The sequence below is a fragment of the Streptococcus sp. 17.1 genome (assembly GCF_016648655.1).
Classification (GTDB): domain Bacteria; phylum Bacillota; class Bacilli; order Lactobacillales; family Streptococcaceae; genus Streptococcus; species Streptococcus salivarius_E.
Genome location: NZ_JACLQM010000005.1, coordinates 71,397 through 97,437, shown reverse-complemented (window position 1 = coordinate 97,437; position 26,041 = coordinate 71,397). Strand labels below are relative to the sequence as shown.

Genomic DNA, 26,041 nt, shown 5'->3' with positions numbered 1-26,041 from the left:
TCAGGAGTGTGATTATGAACTCATTTTGAAAATTGGGTCTAGTCGCACTCCTTTTTACTATTTCCAAAATCTTATATCATTTTTTCAAAAAATTTGGTATAATATTCAAAAATACTAAATAATTATAGGAGTTTATATGTCATACGTTTTGGAAGTATTACCAGCCCTTTTGAACGGTGCGGTAGTCACACTTCAAGTATTTTTCATTGTTATCGTACTGTCGATTCCATTAGGGATTGTACTTGCTTTCTTAATGCAGATTAAATTCAAACCTTTAAATTGGTTATTAACCCTTTACGTTTGGATTATGCGTGGAACGCCTCTCCTTTTACAATTGATCTTCGTTTATTACGTTCTTCCAAGTGTTGGGATTGTCTTTGACCGTCTGCCAGCTGCTATTCTTGCTTTTACGCTTAATTATGCAGCTTATTTCGCAGAGATTTTCCGTGGAGGAATCTTGGCTATTCCGAAAGGACAATATGAAGCAGCAAAAATGCTTAAACTTAGTCCTTTCCAAACTATCCGCTACATTATCCTTCCTCAGGTGGTCAAGATTGTCTTGCCAAGTATTTTTAACGAGATTATTAACTTGGTTAAGGATTCATCATTGGTTTATGTGCTTGGGGTTGGAGACCTTCTTTTGGAAAGTCGTACCGCTGCGAACCGTGATGCGACCCTAGCACCGATGTTTGTGGCTGGAGCTATCTATCTTATCCTTGTGGGTGTGGTGACCGTGGCTTCGAAACACATCGAAAAGAAATTCAACTATTATAAATAGGAGATCTTATGTTAGAATTAAAAAATATTTCCAAGCAATTTGGTCAACACAAAATTTTTGATAACTATAACCTAACTGTCGAAGAAGGGAAAATCTTAGCCATTGTCGGACCATCTGGTGGTGGTAAAACGACTCTCTTACGTATGTTAGCAGGACTTGAAACCATTGATTCAGGGCAAATTATTTATGAAAATGAAGAGATTCCTTTGGATCAGATGGAAAGTCGTAACTTGCTAGGTTTTGTCTTCCAAGATTTCCAACTGTTTCCGCACCTGACAGTCTTAGATAACCTAACACTTTCGCCAATTAAGACGATGGGAATGTCTAAGGAAGATGCCCAGAAAAAAGCTCAAGCCCTACTTGACCGTTTAGGTCTTGGAGCTCACGGAAATGCTTATCCTTACTCTCTTTCTGGGGGACAAAAACAACGTGTTGCATTTGCGCGTGCTATGATGATTGATCCGAAAATTGTCGGCTATGATGAACCAACATCAGCTCTTGACCCTGAGTTGCGTCAAGAAGTTGAGAAATTGATTTTGCAGAATCGTGAGACTGGGATTACGCAAATCGTTATCACTCACGATATGCAGTTTGCACAGCACATCGCCGATGAGATTGTCACTATCAATCCAAAATAGTGAGGATTTTCCATGAAAAAAATAGTAAAAACGATTTTGCTAGGCTGTCTTGTCATTTTGCCTTTGTTTGCGCTATCGGCTTGTAGCTCGCGGTCACATTTTGCAACTCAGAAAGATCAGTGGCAAACCTATACCAAAGAAAAGAAAATCAAAATTGGTTTTGATGCGACCTTTGTTCCTATGGGATATGAGGAAAAGGATGGTAGCTATGTTGGTTTTGATATTGATCTTGCCACTGCAGTTTTTAAATTGTATGGTATCGATGTCGAATGGCAGGCTATTGACTGGGATATGAAAGAAACAGAACTGAAGAATGGGACAATTGACCTTATTTGGAATGGTTACTCAGTCACGGATGAGCGTAAGCAGTCTGCAGATTTTACAGTGCCTTATATGGTCAATGAACAAGTACTGGTAACCAAAAAGTCTTCGGGAATTGATTCTGTTGCAGGAATGGCAGGTAAGACCTTAGGTGCCCAAGCAGGCTCTTCCGGTTATGATGCTTTCAATGCTTCTCCGAAGATTTTGAAGGATATCGTGGCCAACCAAAAAGCAGTCCAATATTCGACCTTTACTCAGGCCTTGATTGACCTTGATAGTGGACGTATTGACGGCCTATTGATTGACCGTGTGTATGCTAATTACTACTTAGAAAAATCAGGGGTTCTGGATCAGTATAACGTTATGCCTGCTGGTTACGAGGGTGAAAGCTTTGCTGTAGGTGCTCGTAAGGCAGATAAGACACTGATCAAAAAAATCAATCAAGGATTTAGAACCCTTTATAAAAATGGAGAATTCCAAAAGATTTCTGACAAATGGTTTGGTGAAGATGTTGCCACCGACCAAGTTAAAGGGAAAAAATAGAAGGATAACAACATTCTAGAAGGGATGTTGTTATTTTTTTGTGGAAAATACTTGAAATAAAACAAGTTATATTTTATACTAATGTTAGTTTATAAACTAACGAAAGGGCAAGCATGGGATATTTTGATTATTCAAGAGAACCGCAAAGTGATATTGCTTTTGTAGATATGAAATCTTTCTATGCGAGTGTAGAGTGTGTTGAACGTGGGCTGCACCCTCTTAAGACTTCTCTATGTGTGATGAGTAGGGCTGAAAATGCTAATGGTTTGATACTAGCCTCCTCGCCCATATTTAAGCAGGTTTTTGGCAAGTCAAATGTTAGTCGTTCTTATGACTTACCTTTTGACATTCATTCTCGTAAGTTTCATTATTATAATGCCAAAAAGCAGGGACTTCCAACGGATAGAGATTTTGTAGATTACATCGAATCTTGGGCCAAAGTTACCTTTATCGTTCCTCCTAGAATGGACCTCTATATAAAAAAGAATATCCAGATTCAACACATTTTCCAGAATTATGCCAGTGTTGAAGACATTCTTCCTTATTCCATTGATGAGGGTTTCATTGATCTCACGTCGTCACTGAATTACTTTATTCCCGATAGAACAGTTACAAGAAAAGATAAGTTAGATATGATTTCAGGGCGTATTCAAAGAGATATTTGGAGGGAGACAGGTATTTACTCGACAGTTGGGATGTCTAACAGCAATCCCTTATTGGCCAAGTTAGCTCTTGATAATGAGGCCAAACATACGGCTACTATGAGAGCCAACTGGTCCTATGAAGATGTCGAGACTAAGGTTTGGAATATTCCCCATATGACCGATTTTTGGGGGATTGGAAAGCGGATGGAGAAGCGTTTAAACAAGTTGGGGATTTTCTCTATTCGAGAACTTGCTAATAGCAATCCTGATACTCTAAAAAAGGAGTTAGGTATTGTGGGTTTAGATCTTTTTTTTCATGCCAACGGTATCGATGAGAGTAATGTTCATAAACCTTATAAACCAAAGTCACATGGCTTAGGAAATTCCCAAATCTTGCCACGAGACTATGAGCGTCAAGCTGATATTGAATTGATTCTAAGAGAGATGGCAGAACAGGTAGCTATTAGGTTAAGACGAGCCCATAAGAAAGCTTGTCAAGTTTCCATCAGCATTGGTTTTTCAAAGTTAGAGGGCAAGCGTTCGCTACAAGCACAGATGAAGATTGAACCTGCTAATAATACAAGAGTACTAATAAGCCATGTCATTGAACTCTTTAGGAAGAAATATCAAGGAGGGGCTGTTCGAAGTGTCAGTGTTTCTTATGCAAATTTTGTAGATGAAAGGCTTCAAATTCTTTCTTTATTTGATAATCCAGATGACATTGATAAAGAAGAAAGACTTCAGGCAGCTATAGATAATATTCGACAGGAATTTGGCTTTACGACCATTCAAAAAGCAACTGCTTTACAGGAGGCATCTAGAAGTCTTGCTCGAAGTAAGCTGATTGGTGGACACTCTGCTGGAGGATTAGATGGCTTAAAATGATAGACCGTAGTTACCTTCCCTTTCAATCAGCTAGGGAACATCAAGACAGGGGAATGATGAAGTGGATGGGCTTTTTCTTGTCGGAACACACAAGTTCCCTACATGAAGATAAGACTAAAGAAAATCTTAGGAGTCATTTGGATGATTTAGAGAAGTTTACTTTATTAAACCAGCTTTATTCAGGTCAATTATTGGGAAATTTCCAGATAAAGGATCAAGGTAGGCGCTGTAGATGTAGTGGCTATGTGGTTGACTTGGATTTTAATCAAGTTACTATAAAATCTTGCAAGCGATATAAATGTATTCGAACAAAGGATATATTAGAAATTAGTTTGGGGGTTGAAAACATAGATGAGGAAGAGAAAAATTTATGATGATAAACTTCAAATTGATTATTTTTCTGATAGCTATTTAAAATTTGAAGAAGACTTTTATCGTTATTCTGCCATGGATATTCCCTTAACCTTTTTGACGGATGATATAATGAGGGAGATGGCTATCAGTCAAAAGAATTATTTTCTATTAAATAAAGAGAATGCCAGAGATGGACGCAATCATTATTTCCATTTTGAAGTCAGCCTAGTTGATTCCAAGACACTTGTGAGACAGTATAGATATCTTGGGAATGATTGAAATATAGCTATATCAGCAGCAGAAATAGTAGCAATTTCACTTGTATAGAGTGTTTTCAAGAAAGTTTTCGCAAGCTAAGAAAAGTTTTATATAAGCGTTGACATTGTCTCTGTAAGTGCTACAATGAAGGTGTTAAAAGTTATCATATGGAGGTAATTAAGATGAGAGCAGTTGTTGTTAATCAAGCAAGTACAGGTGTTGAAGTTGTTGATCATGAAAAACCCGCAGTAGTTGGTCATGGTCAAGCTTTGGTTAAAGTTGAGTACTGTGGCGTTTGCCATACTGACCTTCATGTAGCTCATGGAGACTTTGGCCAAGTACCAGGTCGTATCTTAGGACACGAAGGAATTGGTATTGTTGAAGAAGTTGGCGAAGGGGTTGAAACACTTAAAAAAGGTGATCGCGTATCAATCGCTTGGTTCTTCGAAGGATGTGGTCATTGTGAATATTGTACAACTGGTCGTGAAACACTCTGTCGTTCTGTAAAAAATGCTGGTTATAGTGTTGATGGTGGTATGAGTGATTATGCTTTGGTTACTGCTGACTATGCTGTGAAAGTTCCAGAAGGACTTAATCCAGCTCAAGCTTCATCTATCACTTGTGCGGGAGTTACAACATATAAAGCTATTAAAGAAGCTAAAGTTGAACCTGGTCAATGGGTAGCTATTTATGGTGCTGGAGGACTAGGTAACTTGGCTATTCAGTATGCTAAGAAGGTTTTCAATGCACGAGTAGTAGCTGTTGATATCAACCAAGATAAACTTGATTTGGCTAAAGAATCTGGCGCTGATTTAGTGGTGAACGGTAAAGAAGTTGAAGATGTAGCAGGCTATATCCAAGAAAAAACTGGTGGTACACACAGTGCTGTTGTAACAGCTGTTTCTAAGGTCGCTTTCAACCAGGCTATCGATAGTGTACGTGCTGGTGGAACAGTCGTTGCGGTTGGTCTCCCATCAGAATATATGGAGCTCTCAATTGTCAAAACAGTTCTAGATGGTATCCGTGTTGTTGGATCTCTTGTAGGTACACGTAAGGATTTGGAAGAAGCCTTCGACTTTGGCGCACAAGGCTTGGTGGTACCAGTTGTTGAAACTGTTCCTGTTGATACAGCAGTAGAAGTCTTTGATCAAATGGAAAAAGGACAAATCCAAGGACGTAAAGTATTGGATTTCACTAAGTAAGCAAACATCTTTCTATGCTATCCTGACTATGTGAAGAGTCGAGCGGTATAAACTTGAACTGATACTAGAAAGTTAGACAAATAATTTAAGTGAAGGATTTAGTTCTCTACTATATAGGACTAGGTCCTTTTAGTTTTACCTTAATTCGTTTGTTGTTGTAATATGTACTGACCTCAAAAAGATAGACAAAATTTTATTCATTTGAAAAGTAGTAAAAAAGTAATATAATGATTTCGTAAATAAAGAAGCTAAAGAATATTATCATTTATAACAAGGAGTATGAAGTGGATTCTACCAACTTGGACTCGGAACTATTCATAGAGTATAAATCACGTGGGAAACGATGCCAACTTTTATATATATCCGATAGCCATAGTGAAGGGTTATATGAGATTGTTTCTACTGAACGAGAACGTCTTGCTATGTGGCTTCCTTGGGTGGAAGATATGAAAAGTATTGAAAATGAAAGAGCGTTTATAAAGTATGCACGTGAAAAAATGGAGCGTAATGAGTTATTTATGTTAACAATTTGCGTCAATCAGAAACCAGTAGGGATGATAGATATACATAATATTGATTTACAAAAACATCAAGCCGAAATTGGATATTGGATATCAGAAAAATATGAAAATCAAGGTTTTGTAAAGCAGGGATTAAAAGAATTAATAAAAATCATTCCATCCAAATTTAAAATTGATAAGATTTTGATTTATATAGATGTTGATAATGTTAAAAGTAAGTTTATACCAATCAGTTTAGGTTTTAAAAAGGAAAGCAAAATTTCCCAATTCGAGTTCTATAATGGATCCTATCATGATTTTGAAATTTATGGGCTAAATGTCAATGAAAGCAATATAGCAAATGGTTAAAGTGAAATTTTTACAAATAAATAACAATCTGAGTGTTTTGATTTTCCCCATTGTCTAAGTATGTTGTAAGAGTTAGTACTGAACATCAGAAAAGGAAAAATTTTTCTGACCCCATATCATTGCTTATTGGTTTATTTTTTAAATAAGATATAAAAAATCCCCACCAGAAAGAAATTCTGGTGGGGTATTTGGTGGGGAACCAAATATAATTAATTAGATTTTAGCGTTTTAAAACAATTCAAAATGCTGTTAAATCAATCAAGTCACTTTAAATTAGGTTTATATTTTATTCCCACTCTACAGTTGCAGGTGGTTTACTTGTAATGTCGTAGACGATACGGTTAACGTGGTCAACTTCGTTAACGATTCGAACAGAAATCTTTTGGAGAACTTCCCATGGAAGTTTCGCAAAGTCAGCTGTCATACCGTCAATTGAAGTGATGGCACGGATAGCGATAGTGTAGTCGTAAGTACGGCCATCACCCATAACCCCGACAGAACGAACGCCTGTGTTAACTGTGAAGTATTGCCATACATCACGGTCAAGACCTGCTTTGGCAATTTCTTCACGAAGAATAGCGTCAGACTCACGAACGGTTTCAAGTTTTTCTTCAGTGATTTCACCCATAACACGGATGGCAAGTCCTGGTCCTGGGAAAGGTTGACGCCAAACGACTTCATCAGGCATTCCCATCTCAGTACCAAGGGCACGTACTTCATCTTTGAAGAGGGTATTAAGTGGTTCAATCAATTCAAATTGCATGTCTTCTGGAAGACCACCAACGTTGTGGTGAGATTTGATTGTTTGAGCTGTCTCAGTACCTGATTCAATAATATCAGTATAGAGCGTTCCTTGAGCTAGGAAGTCTACACCTTTAAGTTTGCTTGCTTCGTCATCAAAGACGTAAACAAACTCGTTACCAATGATTTTACGCTTTTTCTCAGGATCATCAACACCAGCCAAGAGGTCTAGGAAGCGTTTAGAAGCATCAACACGGATAATGTTAAGGCCAAATTTACCTCCAAGCATCTCCATAACTTGGTCACCTTCACCTTTACGGAGAAGACCGTGGTCAACGAAGATACATGTCAATTGATCTCCGATAGCTTTTTGCAAAAGGACACCAACAACAGATGAGTCAACCCCACCTGAGAGTCCAAGAAGGACTTTACGGTCACCAACTGTTTCACGGATTTGTGCAATTTGCATATCTACGAAGTTAGCCATTGACCAGTCACCTTTGGCACCACAGATACCAAAAGCAAAGTTTTTCAAGATATCATTACCATATACAGAGTGACGAACTTCTGGGTGGAATTGAATACCATAGAAGTTTTTCTCAGTATTTTCCATCGCGGCGAATGGGCAATCTACTGAGTCACCAACAAGATGGAAACCTTCTGGAATTTCTGTAACTGCATCACCGTGGCTCATAAGAACAACTTGTTCTTCAGGAGTTCCTGCAAAGAGTTCTGATTGGGCACGAAGGCGAAGTGTTGATTGGCCATACTCACGGTTACCTGCTTCACCAGCTGGAACAACTTTACCACCAAGTTTGTGGGTCAAAAGTTGCATTCCGTAACAGATACCAAGAATTGGAATACCAAGTTCCAAAATCTCTTCGTCAATACCAAATGCATCTTCGGCATAAACAGAGTTAGGACCACCAGAAAGTACGATACCGATAGGATTGATGGCACGGACTTCATCAGCAGTAATTTTATGGCTCTTCAATTCAGAGAAAACACCAAATTCACGAATACGACGTGCAATCAGCTGATTGTATTGGCTACCATAGTCTAGAACAATGATTTTCTGCACATCATTCAAAGTAGAAATGTCAGTCATTATTACCCTTTCTTTTTACGTCACACATGGACTCTTTCTTATGCAATCATTGTATCACAAATTTATGGACTTAGCACCTAGATTTATACGAGAAACTGTAAGTATCATACTCATCTTTACAATTCTGTTACTTTTTTTGTAAAATAGGGGTACAGAAGGGGGTATTAGATGTTACCAGCGTATATTCGCATACATGATAAGATTAAGGAAGATGTTGATGATGGTACTTGGAAAATCGGGCAACGTCTCCCTAGCGAGCGAGATCTTTGCGAGACTTTTGATGTGAGTCGTATGACTGTTCGTCAGGCCATAACACTTTTAGTGGATGAGGGGATTTTAGAACGCAAACCAGGCAGTGGAACTTTTGTGGCTAGCAGTCGAGTTAAGGAAAAGATGCGTGGAACTACGAGTTTTACTGAGATTGTCAAATCCCAAGGCAAGAAACCATCTAGTGAGCTTATTTCTTATCAACGTGTACATCCAAATGAGTTTGAAATCAAGAATTTAGGTGTTTTACCGCAGTCCTATGTCATTCGTATGGAACGTGTTCGTTTTGCAGACGATCTACCAGTTGCCTATGAGATTGCCAGTATCCCTGAGAAAATTATCCGAGGTTTTAAGGAATCAGAAATTACCGAACACTTCTTCAAGACCTTAACCGATAATGGCTATGAAATAGGGAAAAGTCAGCAGACCATATCAGCAAGTTTGGCCAATAGTAGTTTGGCCAAGCACCTCAAGGTTAAGACTGGCGATGCTCTCTTGAGTCTGACACAAATTTCCTTCCTCCAAGACGGGCAGGCTTTCGAATATGTACGAAGTTACTATGTTGGCGACCGTTTTGAATTTTATTTGGAGAACAATTAACAGTCACGGCTTTTTTCTGCACAAGAATCGTGCTAACACCATGATTTTATGGTAAAATGGAGCTTATGGAAATTGAAAAAACCAATCGCATGAATGCCTTGTTTGAGTTCTATGCAGCCTTGTTAACAGATAAGCAGATGAACTATATTGAGCTATATTATGCAGATGATTATAGTTTGGCAGAAATTGCCGAGGAATTTGGTGTGAGTCGTCAGGCTGTATATGATAACATCAAGCGTACTGAGAAGATTTTAGAAGCTTACGAGATGAAACTACATATGTATTCAGATTACATTGTTCGTAGCCAAATATTTGATGATATCATGGAAAAATACCCAGACGATAGCTATCTTCAGGAACAAATTGCTGTGCTCAGCAGTATCGATAATAGAGATTAGACCCAAGCAGAAAGTAAGAGAGGAAATGATATATGGCTTTTGAAAGCTTAACGGAACGCTTGCAAGGCGTTTTCAAAAATTTAAGACGTAAAGGAAAACTTTCAGAGAAAGAAGTTCAAGAAGTCACTAAAGAGATTCGTCTGGCACTTCTTGAAGCAGACGTAGCCCTACCAGTTGTTAAGACATTCATTAAACGTGTTCGTGAACGTGCTGTAGGTCACGAAATCATTGATACTCTTGATGCTTCGCAACAAATCATCAAGATTGTTAATGAAGAATTGACAGATATTCTTGGGTCTGAAACATCTGAAATTGAGAAATCTCCAAAGATTCCAACTATCATAATGATGGTTGGTCTCCAAGGGGCTGGTAAAACAACCTTTGCTGGTAAATTGGCTAATAAGCTGATTAAAGAACAAGAAGCCCGTCCAATGATGATTGCTGCGGATATCTATCGTCCAGCAGCCATTGACCAGTTGAAGACTTTGGGACAACAAATCAATGTTCCTGTTTTTGATATGGGTACAGAGACACCGGCGGTTGAGATTGTCAGAAATGGTTTGGAACAAGCACGTGCCAATAAGAATGACTATGTCTTGATTGATACGGCTGGTCGTTTGCAGATTGATGAGACTCTCATGCAAGAGTTGCATGATATTAAGGATTTTGCTCATCCAAATGAAATTCTCTTGGTTGTAGATAGCATGATTGGTCAGGAAGCTGCTAACGTTGCCAAGGAGTTCAATGAACAACTAGATATCACAGGTGTCGTTCTTACTAAAATTGACGGTGACACACGTGGTGGTGCGGCTCTTTCTATTCGTGAGATTACCGGCAAGCCAATTAAATTCACAGGTACTGGTGAGAAAATCACAGATATTGAGACTTTCCACCCAGACCGTATGTCAAGTCGTATCTTAGGTATGGGTGACCTTCTTACCCTTATTGAAAAAGCTTCTCAAGAGTACGACGAGAAAAAATCTCTTGAGTTGGCTGAAAAGATGCGTGAAAATACCTTTGACTTCAATGACTTCATCGACCAATTAGACCAAGTGCAAAATATGGGTCCTATGGAGGATTTGCTTAAGATGTTGCCAGGTATGGCTAACAATCCAGCCTTGGCTAATGTTAAAGTAGATGAGAAACAGATTGCACGCAAGCGTGCCATTGTATCATCGATGACACCGGAAGAGCGTGAAAATCCAGATCTTTTGACACCAAGTCGTCGTCGCCGTATTGCAAATGGTTCAGGGAATACCTTTATTGAAGTAAACAAGTTTATTAAAGACTTCAACCAAGCCAAACAAATGATGCAAGGTGTTATGTCTGGTGATATGGAGCAAATGATGCGTCAAATGGGTCTGAACCCAAATAATCTGCCAAAAAACATGCCAAATATGCCTGATATGGGGAATATGGACATGTCTGCTCTTGAAGGCATGATGGGTGGCGCAGGTATGCCAGACCTTGGTAATATGGACCTTAGTCAAATGCTTGGTGGTGGTCTTAAAGGTAAGGTCGGTTCCTTTGCCATGAAACACGCGATGAAGCGTCAAGCTAACAAGATGAAAAAAGCTAAGAAAAAACGTAAATAAGAAACTTAGAACGCTAGGGCACTTTGCTCTAGTGTTTTTTTCTGAAAATTATTGACTTATATAACTATACACTGTAATATACTAATGTATATACAGTAAAAGGAGTAAATAATGAAACCTAAAAAGAGAATTCAAGAAATGACCTTTGCAGCTTTATTAACTGCAATTGCTATCCTTATCCCAAGTATTATGCCAATTAAACTAATCATCCCACCGGCTTCGTATACTTTGGGGAGTCATGTTCCAATATTTCTAGCTATGTTTATATCTCCCTGGGTAACTGCTTTTGTTATCTTAGCTTCTAGTTTGGGATACTTTATGGCTGGCTATCCGATTGTGGTTGTTTTTAGAGCCTTTTCTCATATTATATTTGGTTTTTTAGGCGCACTCTATTTGAAAAAATTTCCACAAACGATAGAAAACCATAAATCATCATTACTTTTCAACTTTGTTTTAGGACTTATCCATGCCATAGGTGAAGTTCTTGCTTGCGTGATTTTTTATTCCGTAACAGGAGAGGATTTCCAAAAACTGTTCTATGTTCTCTTTGTTTTAGTTGGTTTTGGCACTATTGTCCATAGTATGATAGACTATGTTATAGCATTAACGATTTTCAAAAGTATTCGAAAAATACGCTAGTTGAAAGAGGGAGGGTTTGTCTATGGCTTCAAATCGAAAAGAAGAATTATTGGCACTCTTAAAGGGAGCTAAAGAAGCAATGAATGGACAAAGTTTGGCGGAGCATTTTGGTGTGACACGTCAAATCATTGTTCAAGATATTGCCCTCTTACGTGCAGATGGTGCCCAGATTATTTCAACTAATAGGGGCTATATCTATAAAAGTAGCGATGACAATTGTTATATACGTAGACTGTTTAAGGTGAATCATACTGTGTCAGATATGGAAGATGAGCTTTTGGCTATTGTTGATAATGGAGGACGTATTCAAAATATCATGATAGATCATCCAGTTTACGGAGAAATTCAGACTTTGTTGAAATTGACTTGTCGTCGAGATGTTAGTCATTTTTTAGATCAATCATCGTCAAATGACTTTTGCCCCTTATCTGATTTAACAAATGGCGTTCATTACCATCTTGTCGAAGCAGATAGTGAACAGGATATGGCTTATATAGAAGAGGCACTAAACCATCTAGGATTTTTAGTTAAAGAATAATACAAAAGAGAATTGTAAAAGTAGTTAGTTTCACTTGAAGTTAACTGCTTTTTTTGATAAACTTATGTTAGTTTATTAACTTACGGAGGTAGCTATGTTTTCAGGACAACGACTTAAGGAAATTCGAGAAGCACAAGGAATGAGTCAGGCAGCAGTGGCTAAGCATCTAGGAATTTCTCGCTCCTCTTATTTTAACTGGGAAAATGGTAAGACGAAACCAAATCAAAAGAATCTATCGGTATTGGCTGAACTTTTTGGTGTAGCTGAGACATATTTTCTATCTGAACATGAGATTGTAGAAGTGTACTTGGAATTAAATGAGGAAAATCGTCAGGAAGCTTTGCGACTCACTAAGGCTCTCTTGGAGGAGCAAGAAGCAGAAAAGCAGAAGGCACCTGTTATTCCGTTATATTCTTACAAAGTTTTCGAGCGTTTGTCAGCCGGAACAGGTTATACTTACTTTGGTGATGGCAATTACGATGAAGTTTTCTATGATGAAGAATTAGATCATGATTTTGCGTCATGGGTATTTGGAGACTCTATGGAACCTACCTACCTAAATGGAGAAGTAGTACTAATCAAACAAACGGGCTTTGATTATGATGGAGCTGTTTATGCTGTAGACTGGGATGGTCAAACCTATATCAAAAAGGTCTATCGTGAGGAAGAGGGCCTTCGTTTAGTTTCTCTCAATAAACGTTATGGTGATAAGTTTGCACCCTATGACGAAGATCCTCGAATCATTGGTAAGATTGTTGGTAACTTTATGCCTGTTGAGGGGTAGGCAACTTTTATCAATTGGGCATCTCAAATTAAATCTGTTATAATAATAAGTAAAGCAAAGCCAATGATTTGGCTTTTTTTAAAGATTTTAAATGATATTTTGCTAAGAATACAAAAGGAGAAACATATATGGCTACTATTCAATGGTTTCCAGGCCACATGTCTAAGGCCCGTCGACAGGTTCAGGAGAACCTTAAACATGTTGATTTTGTTACAATTTTAGTGGATGCACGTTTGCCACTTTCGAGTCAGAACCCTATGTTGACCAAAATTGTTGGCGATAAACCTAAGCTTCTAATTCTCAATAAGGCTGACCTCGCTGACAGTAATCGTACGAAAGAATGGCGTACCTATTTTAAGAGTCAAGGGATTAAAACCTTGGCCATCAATTCCAAGGAACAATCTACAGTTAAATTGGTAACAGATGCTGCTAAGAGTCTTATGGCTGACAAGATTCAACGGCTACGTGAACGCGGTATTCAGAAAGAGACCTTACGAACCATGATTATTGGGATTCCAAATGCAGGGAAATCTACCTTGATGAACCGCTTAGCTGGTAAAAAGATTGCTGTTGTAGGAAATAAACCCGGAGTTACAAAAGGTCAACAGTGGTTGAAGTCTAATAAAGACTTGGAAATTCTTGATACTCCAGGTATTTTGTGGCCTAAGTTTGAAGATGAATTGGTTGGATTGAAACTCGCTTTGACTGGTGCCATCAAGGACCAGCTATTGCCAATGGATGAAGTGACGATATTTGGACTCAACTATTTTAAAACTTACTATCCTGAACGTTTAGAGGAACGCTTCAAAGGGATTGACCTTGAAGAAGAGGCACCAGAAATCATTATGGAAATGACTCGAAAACTTGGCTTCCGTGAAGATTATGACCGTTTTTATAATCTATTTGTCAAAGAAGTTCGTGATGGAAAACTAGGCCGTTACACACTTGATATTGTTGGGGTCGATACTGATGGCGACAATTAAAGAAGTCAAGGAGCAATTGGCAGCATTGACAGATCTTGATGACTACCGATGGGCAAGTTTTGAGGAAGATAGTCGATCTGGTGTACAGACTGCCATCAAGCAACGTCGCAAAGCTATCCTTGCTGAGATTGCTGAGGAAGAACGCTTAGAAATGATGCTCAGTTACGAAAAATTGCTTTATGCTCGGGGAGTTGAACTTATTGCAGGTGTTGATGAAGTTGGACGTGGCCCTTTGGCTGGCCCAGTTGTAGCTGCAGCGGTTATCTTACCAAAGCTTTGCAAAATAAAGGGTCTCAATGACAGTAAAAAGATTCCAAAATCTAAACATGAAGCTATCTATAAGCAGGTAATGGAGGAAGCAGTAGCTGTCGGTATTGGTATTAAGGATAATCATGTGATTGATGACGTCAATATTTATGAAGCAACCAAGCTTGCTATGGCTGAAGCTATTGAAAAACTGAGTCCCAAACCAGAACATTTGTTAATTGATGCCATGACTTTGGGCTTGCCAATAGGACAAACATCAATTATAAAAGGGGATGCTAATTCTTTATCAATTGCGGCAGCTTCTATTGTAGCAAAGGTAACCCGTGATAAGATGATGGCTGACTATGATCAGGAGTTTCCTGGATATGCATTTGCCAAAAATGCAGGCTATGGTACCAAGGATCATCTGTCTGGCCTAGATAAATTTGGTGTTACACCAATTCATAGAAGAAGCTTCGAACCAATAAAGTCAATCATAAAAAAGTAGGTGAAGTGGCGTGATTTTAGCTATTGATATTGGAGGGACCTTTATCAAATTTGGATTAGTTGATAATGATTTTAGAATTAGCAACCAATCTAAAGTGCCTACACCATCGTCCCTAGATAATTTCTGGATAACTTTAGAGAGTATTATTTCATCATTTAAGAATGGTATTTCTGGGATTGCCATTGCATGCCCAGGAGAAATAAATAGTAAACGTGGCTTCATTTTCAAGGGAGGTCTTATCCCATATTTAACGGCTATTCCTCTTGGATCACGATTGACTAGAACATTTCAACTGCCTGTAAAGGTTATCAATGACGCTGATGCGGCAGCCTTGGCTGAAGCCAGATATGGAAGTCTACAAGACTTAGATTGTGGGGCTGCCTTGGTTTTAGGTACGGGTGTTGGTTTAGGACTTGTCTCACAGGAGTTCTTGCTATCACCTCTGTCAGTCACCCAATATCTGAGAGCTCCAAGTCCCCAAAGCATGAGTCAAACCTCTCTACCTTTCCAGTGGGAATTGTTTATGCATGGCTTAGTAAGTCTTGTCGATAATAAGGGATCTGCAGTAGGCTTTGTTCATGAAGCCAGTGAGTTACTTGGGTTAAATCAAGACGATGGTCCAGCCGTATTCTCAGCTATAGAGGGAAATCAATCGGAGGATCTAAATCTTTTATTTAAAGACTATTGTCATGAAATTGCTGTTCTGATTCTTAATTTGCAGAGTTTATTCAAGTTGGACAGAGTTGTTATCGGCGGTGGTATCAGTAGGCAAGGTACTTTAATTGAAGGAATATGCGATGCCTATGAGGAGTTATTTAACGAAAAGCCTGAATTAGGTTTTGAGCCCATAACTATTCAAGCCTGTCATTTCCATAACGATAGTAACCTACTAGGCGCGGCGTCTTATTTTGCTTCTGAAAATGATTTGTAATCACGGAAAGTTCCATAATGGAGCTTTTTTCTTTTCTGTTACGAATAATGAAAAGGAGGTATCTATATGAATAATTTTGAACTTTTTAAACTTAAAGCCGCTGGGTTGACGAATTTGAACATCTTAAATATTTTGGACTATCAAAAGACACAAGATAGAAAATTGAGTTTACGTGATATGGCAGTGGTATCCAAGTCTAAAAATGCCGTTCTTTTTATGGAAAAATACAAGAGTTTAGATATTAAGCAACTCAAAGAACAATTCGACCGTTTTCCTACGTTATCGATTTTTGATAAAGAATATCCTATTGAGCTGAAGCATACCTATAATCCTCCTGTCCTCCTTTATTATCAGGGGAATCTTGATTTACTGAGTAAACCAAAGCTAGCTGTTGTTGGGGCAAGAAAGTGTTCCGAAACAGGCAAACAGTCCGTTCGCAAAATTGTTAGAGAACTTGGCAATCACTTTACTATTGTGAGTGGATTGGCGCGTGGGATTGATACTTGTGCGCATATGGAGGCCTTGAAACATAAGGGGAACACTATTGCAGTTATCGGAACTGGGCTTGATGTTTATTATCCTAAAGAAAATAAAGCTTTGCAGGACTATATGTCCAAAAATCATTTAGTTCTTACTGAATATGGACCGGGTGAACAGCCGCTTAAGTACCACTTTCCTGAACGTAATCGGATTATTTCTGGATTATGCCAAGGAGTTATGGTCGTAGAAGCTAAGCTTCGCTCGGGAAGTCTGATTACTTGTGAGCGTGCCATGGAAGAAGGTAGAGATGTTTTTGCTATTCCAGGAAATATTTTAGATGGAAAGTCAGATGGATGCCATCACCTAATTCAAGAGGGCGCAAAGTGCATTACGACAGGGTTTGACATCCTTTCAGAGTTTTCTTGAAAATCAAAGTTCTCCTATAGAGATAAAGTTTTTTATTGACAGTTAAAGAAAAGGAAGGTATCATGTTAGTTGCTCGGTCCAAGATGTTTCATTTTTTAATGTCTTGTGACTAGATTTTAGACAGATGAGTGGCGCAGCCAGTTTATAACATTATAAGGAAATAGTCTATGGCGACAGCAACGACAACAAAAACGAAAACTAAAACAACAAAGAAAACGACAGCCAAAAAGGCGACTAAAAAGAGAGCGACACCAAAGAAAAATTTGGTCATCGTGGAGTCTCCTGCTAAAGCGAAAACGATTGAGAAGTATCTTGGCCGCAACTATAAAGTTGTAGCCTCTGTTGGGCATATCCGTGATTTGAAAAAATCAAGTATGTCGATTGATTTTGAAAACAACTACGAACCTCAGTACATTAATATTCGAGGTAAGGGACCTCTTATCAATGAATTGAAGAAAGAAGCTAAAAAAGCCAAGCAAGTCTTTCTCGCAAGTGACCCGGACCGTGAAGGGGAAGCCATTTCATGGCATTTGTCACATATTCTTGGATTAGAGCCAGATGATAAGAATCGTGTCGTTTTTAACGAAATCACTAAAGACGCAGTAAAAAATGCCTTCGTAGAGCCACGCGCCATTGACATGGACTTGGTAGATGCCCAGCAAGCTCGTCGTGTCTTGGACCGTATTGTGGGTTACTCTATTTCACCGCTTCTATGGAAGAAGGTTAAGAAAGGTCTTTCGGCCGGGCGTGTACAATCGGTAGCTCTTAAGCTCATTATTGACCGTGAAAATGAAATCAAGGCCTTTAAACCAGAAGAATACTGGACTATTGATGGTGCCTTTAAGAAGGGTGCTAAGAAGTTTCAGGCTAGCTTCTATGGCTTGGATGGTAAAAAGCTTAAGCTCAACAATAATGACGATGTTCAAGCCGTTCTCTCTCGTATCACAAGTGATGACTTTAACGTAGATAAAGTAGAGAAAAAAGAACGCCGTCGTAATGCGCCATTGCCATATACAACATCATCTCTCCAACAGGATGCTGCCAATAAGATTAACTTCCGTACACGTAAGACCATGATGGTTGCCCAACAGTTGTATGAAGGGATTAATCTTGGTTCAGGCGCTCAAGGTTTGATTACCTATATGCGTACGGACTCTACACGTATCAGTCCGGTGGCACAAAACCAGGCTGCTGAATTTATTACGGAACGCTTTGGTTCTAAGTATTCAAAACATGGCAGTAAGGTGAAAAATAGTTCGGGAGCACAAGATGCCCATGAGGCTATTCGTCCGTCAAATGTTTTCCAAACACCAGAAAGCATCGCTAAGTATTTGGATAAGGATCAGCTTAAGCTTTATACTCTTATCTGGAATCGTTTTGTAGCGAGTCAAATGACAGCTGCAGTATTTGATACGATGAAGGTGACCTTGTCTCAAAACGGAGTCATTTTCACTGCAAATGGTAGCCAAATCAAGTTCGATGGTTATATGGCCGTTTACAACGATTCTGATAAGAACAAGATGCTTCCTGATATGGCTGAAGGTGATACGGTTAAGAAGGTTGTGACAACGCCTGAACAACACTTCACGCAACCACCTGCCCGCTATTCTGAAGCGACTCTGATTAAGACGCTGGAAGAAAATGGTGTTGGTCGTCCGTCAACTTATGCACCGACGCTTGATGTTATTCAACGTCGTTACTATGTCAAATTGGTAGCTAAACGTTTTGAACCAACAGAACTTGGTGAAATCGTTAATAGCTTAATCGTAGAATTCTTCCCTGACATCGTGGACGTTAAATTCACTGCCGAGATGGAAGGAAAACTCGATAAAGTTGAAATCGGTAAAGAGCAGTGGCAAAAGGTTATTGATGAGTTCTTCAAACCTTTCCAAAAAGAATTGGAAAAAGCTGAAGAAGGAATTGAAAAAATCCAAATCAAGGATGAGCCTGCTGGTTTTGATTGTGACCTCTGTGGTCACCCAATGGTTATCAAACTTGGCCGTTACGGTAAGTTCTATGCATGTAGTAACTTCCCAGACTGTCACAATACTAAGGCTATAACTAAAGAAATTGGCGTTACTTGCCCAACCTGTGGTAAAGGTCAGGTCATCGAACGTAAGACAAAACGAAATCGTGTCTTTTATGGTTGTGATCGCTACCCTGACTGTGAATTTACATCTTGGGATATCCCTGTTGGACGTAACTGTCCTAAATCAGGCGATTATCTTGTCGAGAAGAAAGTCCGTGGTGGCGGCAAGCAAGTTATCTGTAGTAACGAAGAGTGTGACTACAAAGAATCTATTGTTAAATAAAAAGAAAGCTATCTCAAGTTAAGTTTTGAGATAGTTTTTTTGTATTTTATCAGAAAAACTGATACTTTCCTTAAATTTGTTTTTTATACTAAGGATGAAAAGAAAGGAGAGTAAGTGTTTTTCTGATATTAGTAAGACATGAGTTTATATTGAAAACAGAACTATTCTAAAAGAGGTGTACAAATGCAAATAACTGTTAAACAACTTTCAAAATCCTACAAAGATAAGACTATTTTAGACAACATCACATTTACAATTGAATCTGGAACAGTTTGTGGTCTGTTAGGAGTAAATGGTGCTGGTAAGTCAACTCTGATGAAAATTCTTTTTGGTTTAGTCCAAAAAAGTAGTGGAGAAATTCGATTTGTTGGATCATCCAAAAACAAACATTTATTAGGTGCATTAATCGAAGCACCTGCAATTTATCACAACCTTTCGGCTTTTGATAATCTAAAAACAAAAGCGTTGCTATATGATATTCCTGATTCAAAAATTTTTGAAACCTTGGAAATAATTGGTCTTTCAAATACTGGAAAGAAAAAAGCCGGTAAATTTTCATTAGGTATGAAGCAACGACTTGGGATTGGTATGGCTATTTTAACTGATCCTCAATTTTTAATTCTAGATGAGCCTACTAATGGACTTGATCCTGATGGAATTAATGAACTGCTAGACCTTATTCGTTCCCTGAAAGCAGAAGGAATGACAATTCTAGTTTCCAGTCATCAACTTCTAGAAATTAGTAAGGTTGCTGATCATATTCTTATTCTCGATAAAGGTAAGATTCAATATGATGGTGAAAACAAAAATGTAGATAGTCTTGAGAGACTCTTCTTTAAAATTGTTCATGGGGGTTAGTGATATGCAAAAGATATTCTATTCGGAATTGCTCAAATTACGACATTTAGGAACTACTAAATTCTTAATCATCATACCATTTTTAACTGTTCTTATAGCCTTTTTAATGGGAGGGTTACAGATTTTTGTTCCTTTCTCGGTTTATTGGTGGGAAGCTATCTTTTTATATCTTGTAACTGGTCTTTTGTTTATAGTCGATAGACGTTTAGAAGACCAGGCTGGGCATTTTCAAAATGTTACCAATAGGGATTTCACTTGGAAAATTAGCTTGATGAAAATGGTGCTTATAGGCATGAGAACATTGCTTGCTAGTTTATTCTTACTAGCTTTCCTTAGTCTCGTTGCATTTATTTACATAGGTTTTATTCCAATAAATATTCCTAAAACAGCTATTTCCTTAATCTTAATTTGGATGACAACTTTATGGAATATTCCTTTACTTTACCTAATGTCTAAATACATGAGTCAATTCATCCTATTAGCTCTTAATGCATTAGTTTGTCTTTTAATAGCACCCTTTATTGCTCAGAGTCCACTCTGGTTTGTTTTCCCCTATACCTATCACTATAAAATAGCTCAATTTTTATTAAATCTTAAACCATCGGGGGATATTATTGTAAATACGAATCATACTAGCATTTTACAAGTGATACTTACGATGATGCTATCAATAGTAGTGACATTGCTTTTATCTTTTTCACTGCAAAGGAGACAATTAAATGCTAAGGAGTGAGTTACTAAAATTAAAGAATACTTTCGGTCTTTATCTTATTCTCAGTTTTGCTGTCTTAGAGATCATTACAATTCCAATGTATGTGAGCTTCGTTCCTAATGGTTTTTCTCTAACTAATTTAGCCATATTATCTTTTTTATGCTATCCGCTATTGACATCATTTTTGTCAATTTTAGGGATTGAACAAGAAAAATACGCTAATTATTATCAAGAAATATCGAGTTACCCTAAGCAAAGACGTTTATGGTTGGCTAAACTTTTGATAGTAGACTTAACCCTTAGCCTACCTTCTTTATTTAGTTGGCTTATCATAAACCTCCTTCTTATGAATAGTGTGAATGGATTTGTAGTAAGTCTATCAAGTTGGATGTTAATAGTCTTTCTTAATCATTTTCACTACTTTATACAAGTGAGTCTGAACAGTGTTAGTAATATTATTATCTCTATAATTGAAATTATTTTTATTATTTTTGCTAGTAATAAAGTTTTCTTGTCTGTTCATTGGCTTCCTATTGCTTTACCTATCAATAGCCTTATCCTTAGTGATTGGAGCCAATTCAATTCCCTACCTTTATGGATTGTTGGAGTGACTTTGTTATTTATTTGTTTTTTGCCAATAAATTCAAAATCTTATTAATAGATTTATCTACTCTACGCCTTGTCAGTTCTCTTCTATAGATGATATGATAAGGGTAACTTTATACGAAAGGAAAGGTTATGGCTCAGATACTTGTTATTGATGATCAGGAAGATATTGTTCAATTGGTTGTAAAGGCTTTAGAGCTTCAAAATCATAAGGTGACGGGGCTTACAAGTGTTTTAGATTTGGATAAGAACTTGTTGCCACGGTTTGACTTGATTTTACTGGATATCATGATGCCTGATGTTGATGGTCTCCAGTTTTGTCATGAGATTCGTGATCAGGTGGATTGTCCTATACTCTTTATTACAGCCAAAACGCAAGAGGCTGATATTGTTCAAGGCTTGACTTATGGTGCTGATGATTATATTTGCAAGCCATTTGGGGTTAAAGAACTTCAAGCGCGTGTGGCTGCACACTTGAGACGTGAACATCGTGAGCGCCACCATAAGCTATTAATTGGAAATATTCAGTTTGATTTGTCTGCTCAGGAGCTTTATGTTGAGAATCAGTTGTTAGATTTGACTAAGTCAGAATATAGTATTTGTCAGTTTCTGGCTGAAAATAAGGGCCAAGTCTTTTCCAAAGAACAAATCTACACGCATTTGTATGGCTATGAGGATAAAGGGAGTCCGACAGCAGTGGCCGAACATATCAAAAATATCCGTGCAAAGCTCAAAAATGTTGGGCAAAGTCCTATTGAAACAGTCTGGGGGATTGGTTACAAGTGGCACTAATTAAAAAAAGAGAACACTCTCTAAGAACAATCTTGTTATCCTATGTCGTTTGCCTTACAGTTCTATCAGCAATCAGCAGTCTTCTTATTTTTTATATTTCTACCTTCGGTGTCATTCCAGCAAATCAGGTAGAGATTGATTTATCTGCTGTGAGAAATGATATTGAGACTTCTAAGGTCTTTAATCCCGATATCTTACCTGATGGTACTAGTTATGTCTTTTTAACAAGGGAATTTAAACTTAAGAAGTCTAATATGCCTGTTAATCTGCAAGAGGAATCCTTATTAAATTACCAATTCAAGAATGCTCATGGTGACAAGTATGGGTATTTTCAGTCATTTGAACGACCAGATGGGATAGTCATTGTCAATTATCAACTATCACCTCGGTATCGTAATGAGTGGTTGAACCAGCATTTTCCTAATGCTAATCTAATGATAAATGGCTCAATAATTGTGTCCATTTTACTCATTTTTATCGTTTTAACATTGTTCTATGCTCATAAATTACGCCAACAGCTTAGACCAATACTGTGGGCAACTGAGAAAATTGCAGAGCAAGACTTGGATTTTCAAACCTCCCAGTCTACTATTAAGGAGTTTAATCAAGTTTTAAGTGGCTTGGACCACATGCGTGCTGCACTCCGTGACTCTTTGATGGAAAATTGGAAGGCAGAAAAGGATAAGCAAAATCAGATTTCAGCCTTAACTCATGATCTGAAGACACCATTAACAGTTGCACGGGGCAATGCGGAACTCTTAGCTATGACTCCCTTAGATGAAGAACAAACGAACTTGTTAGAACATTTTCAAAAAGGGATTGCACAGGTTGATTCTTATGTTCAAGAGTTGTCCGAACTCAATAAAATGAGTTTGAAGAAAACCTTGACGCTTGGAGAAGTTTCGGTCAAGGACTTTGTTGAAGACATTTACGACCAAACCTTGTCACTAGCACAAACGAAACAAATCAATGTAGTATTTGACAAGAAGGAAATTGAGAAAGAAATCATCGGCCATTGGGATAGGCCCTTGTTGAATCGAGCTTTTATGAATATTGTTTCGAATGCAGTGGAACATACACCTAGTGGCAGTCAGTTAACCTTGTTCATCAAAATCGAATCAGATGAACTTAAGTTTATCTGCCTTGATTCTGGACCTGGATTTTCTCTTGAATCTCTTGAAAAAGCGACTCAGATCTTTTATCAGGAAGATAAGAGTAGACAAAGTCGTAATCACAGCGGACTTGGTCTGACTATTGCTAATGATATTGTTCGCTTACACCATGGTAGTCTTTCGCTTTCAAATGATGATAATACAGGTGGTGCCAAAGTCACAATCATTTTACCCCTTTAAATACAGATGACTCCTAGTCGCCAGACGAGGAGTTTTTTGCTATACTACTAAGAGTAAAAATGAAGAAAGATTTGTGGAGATAGGATTTAATCTTGTTTCCAAAGAGGTATTAGTGTCATGTCTCAATCAAAAGCAGAATATATTAACGTGATTGGAGCTGGTTTGGCCGGCTCCGAGGCGGCTTATCAGATTGCCAAACGTGGTATTCCGGTAAAACTTTATGAAATGCGTGGTGTCAAAGCAACACCGCAGCATAAGACAACAAATTTTGCAGAATTAGTTTGTTCTAACTCTTTTCGTGGAGATAGCTTGACCAACGCTGTAGGGCTTCTTAAAGAAGAAATGCGTCGTTTGGACTCTATCATTATGCGTAATGGAGAAGCTCACCGTGTGCCAGCTGGTGGTGCCATGGCAGTTGACCGTGAAGGTTATGCAGAAGCAGTGACAGCGGAAATTGAAAATCATCCATTAATTGAAGTTATCCGTGAAGAAATCACAGAAATTCCTGATGATGCCATTACAGTTATTGCTTCAGGTCCTTTGACTTCTGATGCTTTAGCTGAAAAAATTCACAAGCTTAACGGTGGAGATGGGTTCTATTTCTATGATGCCGCTGCACCGATTGTTGATAAAGCGACTATCGACATGAACAAAGTCTACCTTAAGTCACGCTATGACAAGGGTGAAGCAGCTTACCTAAACTGTCCAATGACCAAGGAGGAGTTCATGGCCTTCCACGAGGCCTTGACAACAGCTGAAGAAGCTCCTTTGAATTCTTTTGAAAAAGAAAAGTATTTCGAGGGCTGTATGCCTATCGAGGTTATGGCTAAACGTGGTATCAAGACAATGCTCTATGGTCCTATGAAACCAGTTGGTTTGGAGTATCCTGAGGATTATAAGGGTCCACGTGATGGTGACTTCAAGACGCCTTATGCGGTTGTTCAGCTTCGTCAGGACAATGCGGCTGGTAGCCTCTATAATATTGTTGGTTTCCAAACCCACCTCAAATGGGGAGAGCAAAAGCGTGTCTTCCAAATGATTCCAGGTCTTGAAAATGCTGAATTTGTGCGTTATGGGGTAATGCACCGCAACTCTTACATGGACTCGCCAAACTTGCTTAAACAGACCTTCCAATCAAAATCAAATCCTAACTTGTTCTTTGCGGGACAAATGACTGGTGTAGAAGGTTATGTTGAATCAGCTGCCTCAGGTTTGGTTGCCGGCATCAATGCTGCCCGTCTTTTTAAAGGTGAAGATGAACTTATCTTCCCTCAGACAACAGCTATCGGGAGTCTCCCATATTATGTGACTCACGCTGAAAGTAAACATTTCCAACCAATGAATGTTAACTTTGGTATTATCAAAGAACTGGAAGGCCCACGTATTCGTGACAAGAAAGAGCGCTATGAAAAAATTGCTGAGCGAGCTCTTGAAGATTTACAACCTTTTATTCAAGCTTAGACAATATCAAAATCCCTTACCGAATTCGGTAAGAGATTTTCAGATTTAAAAGTATTCAATTAGCCAAAGAATTTCTTAGCAATTTCTTGACCTTGTTTGATTTTAGCCCATTGTTGAGGTGTTGCCAACTCATTCCCTGAGTCACATGAGGCGAAACCACATTGGTGAGAGAGGAAGAGACGTTCTTTTGGAAGAATTTGACTCGCTTTTTCAAGCAAATCGAGGACACGTTCTTCGTCATCAAGGTCAGTAGTTTTAGAAGACAAAAGTCCTAGTACAACTTCGGCTTTGCTGTCTTTGAGGGCTTCGAGAGCTTTGATATCACCAGCGGTGTCGCTATCCCATTCAAGGAAGAAACGGTCATAGTGTTGCTCTGCCAAGAACTTCTTGGCGATAGCTTCGTAAGTTCCTTCAGCAGCAGAACGGCTTTCGTAGTTACCACGGCAGTTGTGGGTCCAAACCGTTAAACCAATTTCGTGAGCATAGTCTACAACCTCGTTATTGATAGCTACAAACTCATCAGCCAATTCTGCTAAATCAGAATTACCTTCCGCAAAGAAACTTGCAGGGTTTGATGGGTCAAAAAGTTCCCAGAGACAGTCATCAAATTGAACAATTTTTCCACCGACAGCCTTGTATTCTTCCAAGAATTCTTTATAGGCATTAATGATACCTTTTTTGAGGTCTTCATTTGTTTCGTAGACTTGTCCAGGACCAGCCAAACGGTCAAAGATAGCAAGTTCAGTGTAGGCATGAGCAGGTCCCCAGATAGTTTGTTTGGTATCTTCATCACCAGCTTCAGCTTTAACCAATTTGTAAATATCTAGGTAATGGTGGTTCTTACCTGAGAGCGGCTCAGTGATGCGAATACCGATATCTTTACGTGTTTCATATTGACCACCATCATGGTCTTTAAAAGTGTAGCCATGCTCAGCAATGTAGCGTTCAATTCCTTTAAATCCCCAGACAAAGTCTAAATGCCACATAGAACGTCCAAACTCACCATCAGTAAGGATGTCAATACCGTTAGCTTTTTGGTCAGCCACAATTTGCTTAATATCTGTAGTTTCAGTTTCTTGATAACCAGGAAAGGCATCATAGAAAGGATACTGGATGTCGTCACGATGCTCGATTTCGTCCTTATATTTACGGAGATCCGCAGGACGAAGAAGAGAACCGACTAATTGGAATTTAGATTTTGTCATTGTATTT

At 38.4% G+C, this 26,041-nt stretch carries 27 protein-coding genes and 1 pseudogene; 25 read left to right on the top strand and 3 right to left on the bottom strand.

Features of this window, described 5'->3' with window-relative positions:
• Positions 1 to 136 precede the first annotated feature (136 nt).
• From H7T99_RS04645 to adhP, 7 genes are all read left to right on the top strand, one after another.
• Positions 137 to 778 (top strand): amino acid ABC transporter permease, encoded by a 642-nt coding sequence (locus H7T99_RS04645; protein ID WP_002891087.1) that lies wholly within the window; start codon positions 137 to 139, stop codon positions 776 to 778.
• A gap of 8 nt (positions 779 to 786) precedes the next feature.
• Entirely contained in the window at positions 787 to 1,416 is a 630-nt protein-coding gene (locus H7T99_RS04640; RefSeq protein ID WP_002891086.1) for an amino acid ABC transporter ATP-binding protein, read from the top strand.
• Positions 1,417 to 1,428: 12 nt separating this feature from the next.
• A complete protein-coding gene (locus H7T99_RS04635; protein ID WP_021144064.1) occupies positions 1,429 to 2,280 on the top strand; it encodes an amino acid ABC transporter substrate-binding protein in 852 nt (283 codons plus the stop codon).
• A gap of 113 nt (positions 2,281 to 2,393) precedes the next feature.
• Positions 2,394 to 3,809: a Y-family DNA polymerase gene (locus H7T99_RS04630; RefSeq protein ID WP_021144065.1), complete on the top strand. Its 1,416-nt coding sequence runs from the start codon at positions 2,394 to 2,396 to the stop codon at positions 3,807 to 3,809.
• Positions 3,806 to 4,183: a hypothetical protein gene (locus H7T99_RS04625; protein WP_037603164.1), complete on the top strand. Its 378-nt coding sequence runs from the start codon at positions 3,806 to 3,808 to the stop codon at positions 4,181 to 4,183. The genes H7T99_RS04630 and H7T99_RS04625 overlap by 4 nt, the downstream gene beginning before the upstream one ends.
• Positions 4,161 to 4,442 (top strand): DUF5960 family protein, encoded by a 282-nt coding sequence (locus tag H7T99_RS04620; protein ID WP_002891080.1) that lies wholly within the window; start codon positions 4,161 to 4,163, stop codon positions 4,440 to 4,442. The genes H7T99_RS04625 and H7T99_RS04620 overlap by 23 nt, the downstream gene beginning before the upstream one ends.
• Before the next feature lie 161 nt (positions 4,443 to 4,603).
• A complete protein-coding gene (gene adhP, locus H7T99_RS04615; RefSeq protein ID WP_021146799.1) occupies positions 4,604 to 5,623 on the top strand; it encodes an alcohol dehydrogenase AdhP in 1,020 nt (339 codons plus the stop codon).
• Positions 5,624 to 5,732: 109 nt separating this feature from the next.
• On the opposite strand, the pseudogene H7T99_RS10730 reads toward adhP, so the two are convergent.
• A pseudogene (locus tag H7T99_RS10730) lies at positions 5,733 to 5,789 on the bottom strand (IS3 family transposase); the annotation flags it as partial.
• A 118-nt stretch (positions 5,790 to 5,907) separates the two neighbouring features.
• Between H7T99_RS10730 and H7T99_RS04610 the strand changes: the two are divergent.
• A complete protein-coding gene (locus tag H7T99_RS04610) occupies positions 5,908 to 6,492 on the top strand; it encodes a GNAT family N-acetyltransferase (RefSeq protein ID WP_021144068.1) in 585 nt (194 codons plus the stop codon).
• 286 nt (positions 6,493 to 6,778) lie between these two features.
• On the opposite strand, the gene guaA is transcribed toward H7T99_RS04610, so the two are convergent.
• Positions 6,779 to 8,341: a glutamine-hydrolyzing GMP synthase gene (gene guaA / locus H7T99_RS04605; protein WP_008534755.1), complete on the bottom strand. Its 1,563-nt coding sequence runs from the start codon at positions 8,339 to 8,341 to the stop codon at positions 6,779 to 6,781.
• Between the two features lie 168 nt (positions 8,342 to 8,509).
• Here guaA and H7T99_RS04600 point away from each other — a divergent pair, with 168 nt between their 5' ends.
• From H7T99_RS04600 to trmFO, 17 genes are all read left to right on the top strand, one after another.
• Positions 8,510 to 9,208, top strand: a complete 699-nt coding sequence (locus tag H7T99_RS04600; protein ID WP_037599995.1) for a GntR family transcriptional regulator — start codon at positions 8,510 to 8,512, stop codon at positions 9,206 to 9,208.
• 65 nt (positions 9,209 to 9,273) lie between these two features.
• Positions 9,274 to 9,606 carry a putative DNA-binding protein gene (locus tag H7T99_RS04595; RefSeq protein WP_002883908.1) on the top strand — a complete coding sequence of 111 codons (333 nt, stop codon included), beginning with the start codon at positions 9,274 to 9,276 and terminating at the stop codon, positions 9,604 to 9,606.
• 32 nt (positions 9,607 to 9,638) lie between these two features.
• Positions 9,639 to 11,201: a signal recognition particle protein gene (ffh, locus tag H7T99_RS04590; protein WP_037603167.1), complete on the top strand. Its 1,563-nt coding sequence runs from the start codon at positions 9,639 to 9,641 to the stop codon at positions 11,199 to 11,201.
• A gap of 111 nt (positions 11,202 to 11,312) precedes the next feature.
• On the top strand, positions 11,313 to 11,840 hold the full coding sequence (locus H7T99_RS04585; protein WP_002883896.1) for an ECF transporter S component: 528 nt from the start codon (positions 11,313 to 11,315) through the stop codon (positions 11,838 to 11,840).
• A gap of 22 nt (positions 11,841 to 11,862) precedes the next feature.
• Positions 11,863 to 12,378 (top strand): transcription repressor NadR, encoded by a 516-nt coding sequence (locus H7T99_RS04580; protein ID WP_037603169.1) that lies wholly within the window; start codon positions 11,863 to 11,865, stop codon positions 12,376 to 12,378.
• 94 nt (positions 12,379 to 12,472) lie between these two features.
• Positions 12,473 to 13,162 (top strand): XRE family transcriptional regulator, encoded by a 690-nt coding sequence (locus H7T99_RS04575; protein WP_002891070.1) that lies wholly within the window; start codon positions 12,473 to 12,475, stop codon positions 13,160 to 13,162.
• 128 nt (positions 13,163 to 13,290) lie between these two features.
• On the top strand, positions 13,291 to 14,145 hold the full coding sequence (gene ylqF, locus H7T99_RS04570) for a ribosome biogenesis GTPase YlqF (protein ID WP_021144074.1): 855 nt from the start codon (positions 13,291 to 13,293) through the stop codon (positions 14,143 to 14,145).
• Positions 14,132 to 14,899, top strand: a complete 768-nt coding sequence (locus H7T99_RS04565; RefSeq protein ID WP_037603171.1) for a ribonuclease HII — start codon at positions 14,132 to 14,134, stop codon at positions 14,897 to 14,899. The genes ylqF and H7T99_RS04565 overlap by 14 nt, the downstream gene beginning before the upstream one ends.
• A gap of 10 nt (positions 14,900 to 14,909) precedes the next feature.
• On the top strand, positions 14,910 to 15,830 hold the full coding sequence (locus tag H7T99_RS04560) for an ROK family protein (protein WP_037603173.1): 921 nt from the start codon (positions 14,910 to 14,912) through the stop codon (positions 15,828 to 15,830).
• Between the two features lie 66 nt (positions 15,831 to 15,896).
• Positions 15,897 to 16,736 carry a DNA-processing protein DprA gene (dprA, locus tag H7T99_RS04555; RefSeq protein ID WP_037603175.1) on the top strand — a complete coding sequence of 280 codons (840 nt, stop codon included), beginning with the start codon at positions 15,897 to 15,899 and terminating at the stop codon, positions 16,734 to 16,736.
• 167 nt (positions 16,737 to 16,903) lie between these two features.
• The gene (gene topA, locus H7T99_RS04550) at positions 16,904 to 19,048 is read left to right on the top strand and encodes a type I DNA topoisomerase (protein ID WP_014633069.1); all 2,145 of its coding nucleotides are present in this window, start codon (positions 16,904 to 16,906) and stop codon (positions 19,046 to 19,048) included.
• Between the two features lie 183 nt (positions 19,049 to 19,231).
• The gene (locus tag H7T99_RS04545; protein WP_037603177.1) at positions 19,232 to 19,906 is read left to right on the top strand and encodes an ABC transporter ATP-binding protein; all 675 of its coding nucleotides are present in this window, start codon (positions 19,232 to 19,234) and stop codon (positions 19,904 to 19,906) included.
• A 4-nt stretch (positions 19,907 to 19,910) separates the two neighbouring features.
• Positions 19,911 to 20,639, top strand: a complete 729-nt coding sequence (locus H7T99_RS04540; protein WP_037603178.1) for a lantibiotic ABC transporter permease — start codon at positions 19,911 to 19,913, stop codon at positions 20,637 to 20,639.
• Complete coding sequence (locus tag H7T99_RS04535) at positions 20,626 to 21,276, top strand: nisG (RefSeq protein WP_037603180.1); 651 nt, start codon at positions 20,626 to 20,628, stop codon at positions 21,274 to 21,276. Before H7T99_RS04540 ends, H7T99_RS04535 begins: the two co-directional genes overlap by 14 nt.
• A gap of 80 nt (positions 21,277 to 21,356) precedes the next feature.
• Entirely contained in the window at positions 21,357 to 22,016 is a 660-nt protein-coding gene (locus H7T99_RS04530; RefSeq protein ID WP_037603182.1) for a response regulator transcription factor, read from the top strand.
• The gene (locus H7T99_RS04525; protein WP_155267075.1) at positions 22,007 to 23,368 is read left to right on the top strand and encodes a sensor histidine kinase; all 1,362 of its coding nucleotides are present in this window, start codon (positions 22,007 to 22,009) and stop codon (positions 23,366 to 23,368) included. The genes H7T99_RS04530 and H7T99_RS04525 overlap by 10 nt, the downstream gene beginning before the upstream one ends.
• A gap of 117 nt (positions 23,369 to 23,485) precedes the next feature.
• The gene (gene trmFO / locus H7T99_RS04520; protein WP_037603184.1) at positions 23,486 to 24,829 is read left to right on the top strand and encodes a methylenetetrahydrofolate--tRNA-(uracil(54)-C(5))-methyltransferase (FADH(2)-oxidizing) TrmFO; all 1,344 of its coding nucleotides are present in this window, start codon (positions 23,486 to 23,488) and stop codon (positions 24,827 to 24,829) included.
• A 59-nt stretch (positions 24,830 to 24,888) separates the two neighbouring features.
• On the opposite strand, the gene H7T99_RS04515 is transcribed toward trmFO, so the two are convergent.
• Complete coding sequence (locus tag H7T99_RS04515) at positions 24,889 to 26,034, bottom strand: cobalamin-independent methionine synthase II family protein (protein WP_037603186.1); 1,146 nt, start codon at positions 26,032 to 26,034, stop codon at positions 24,889 to 24,891.
• Positions 26,035 to 26,041 lie beyond the last annotated feature (7 nt).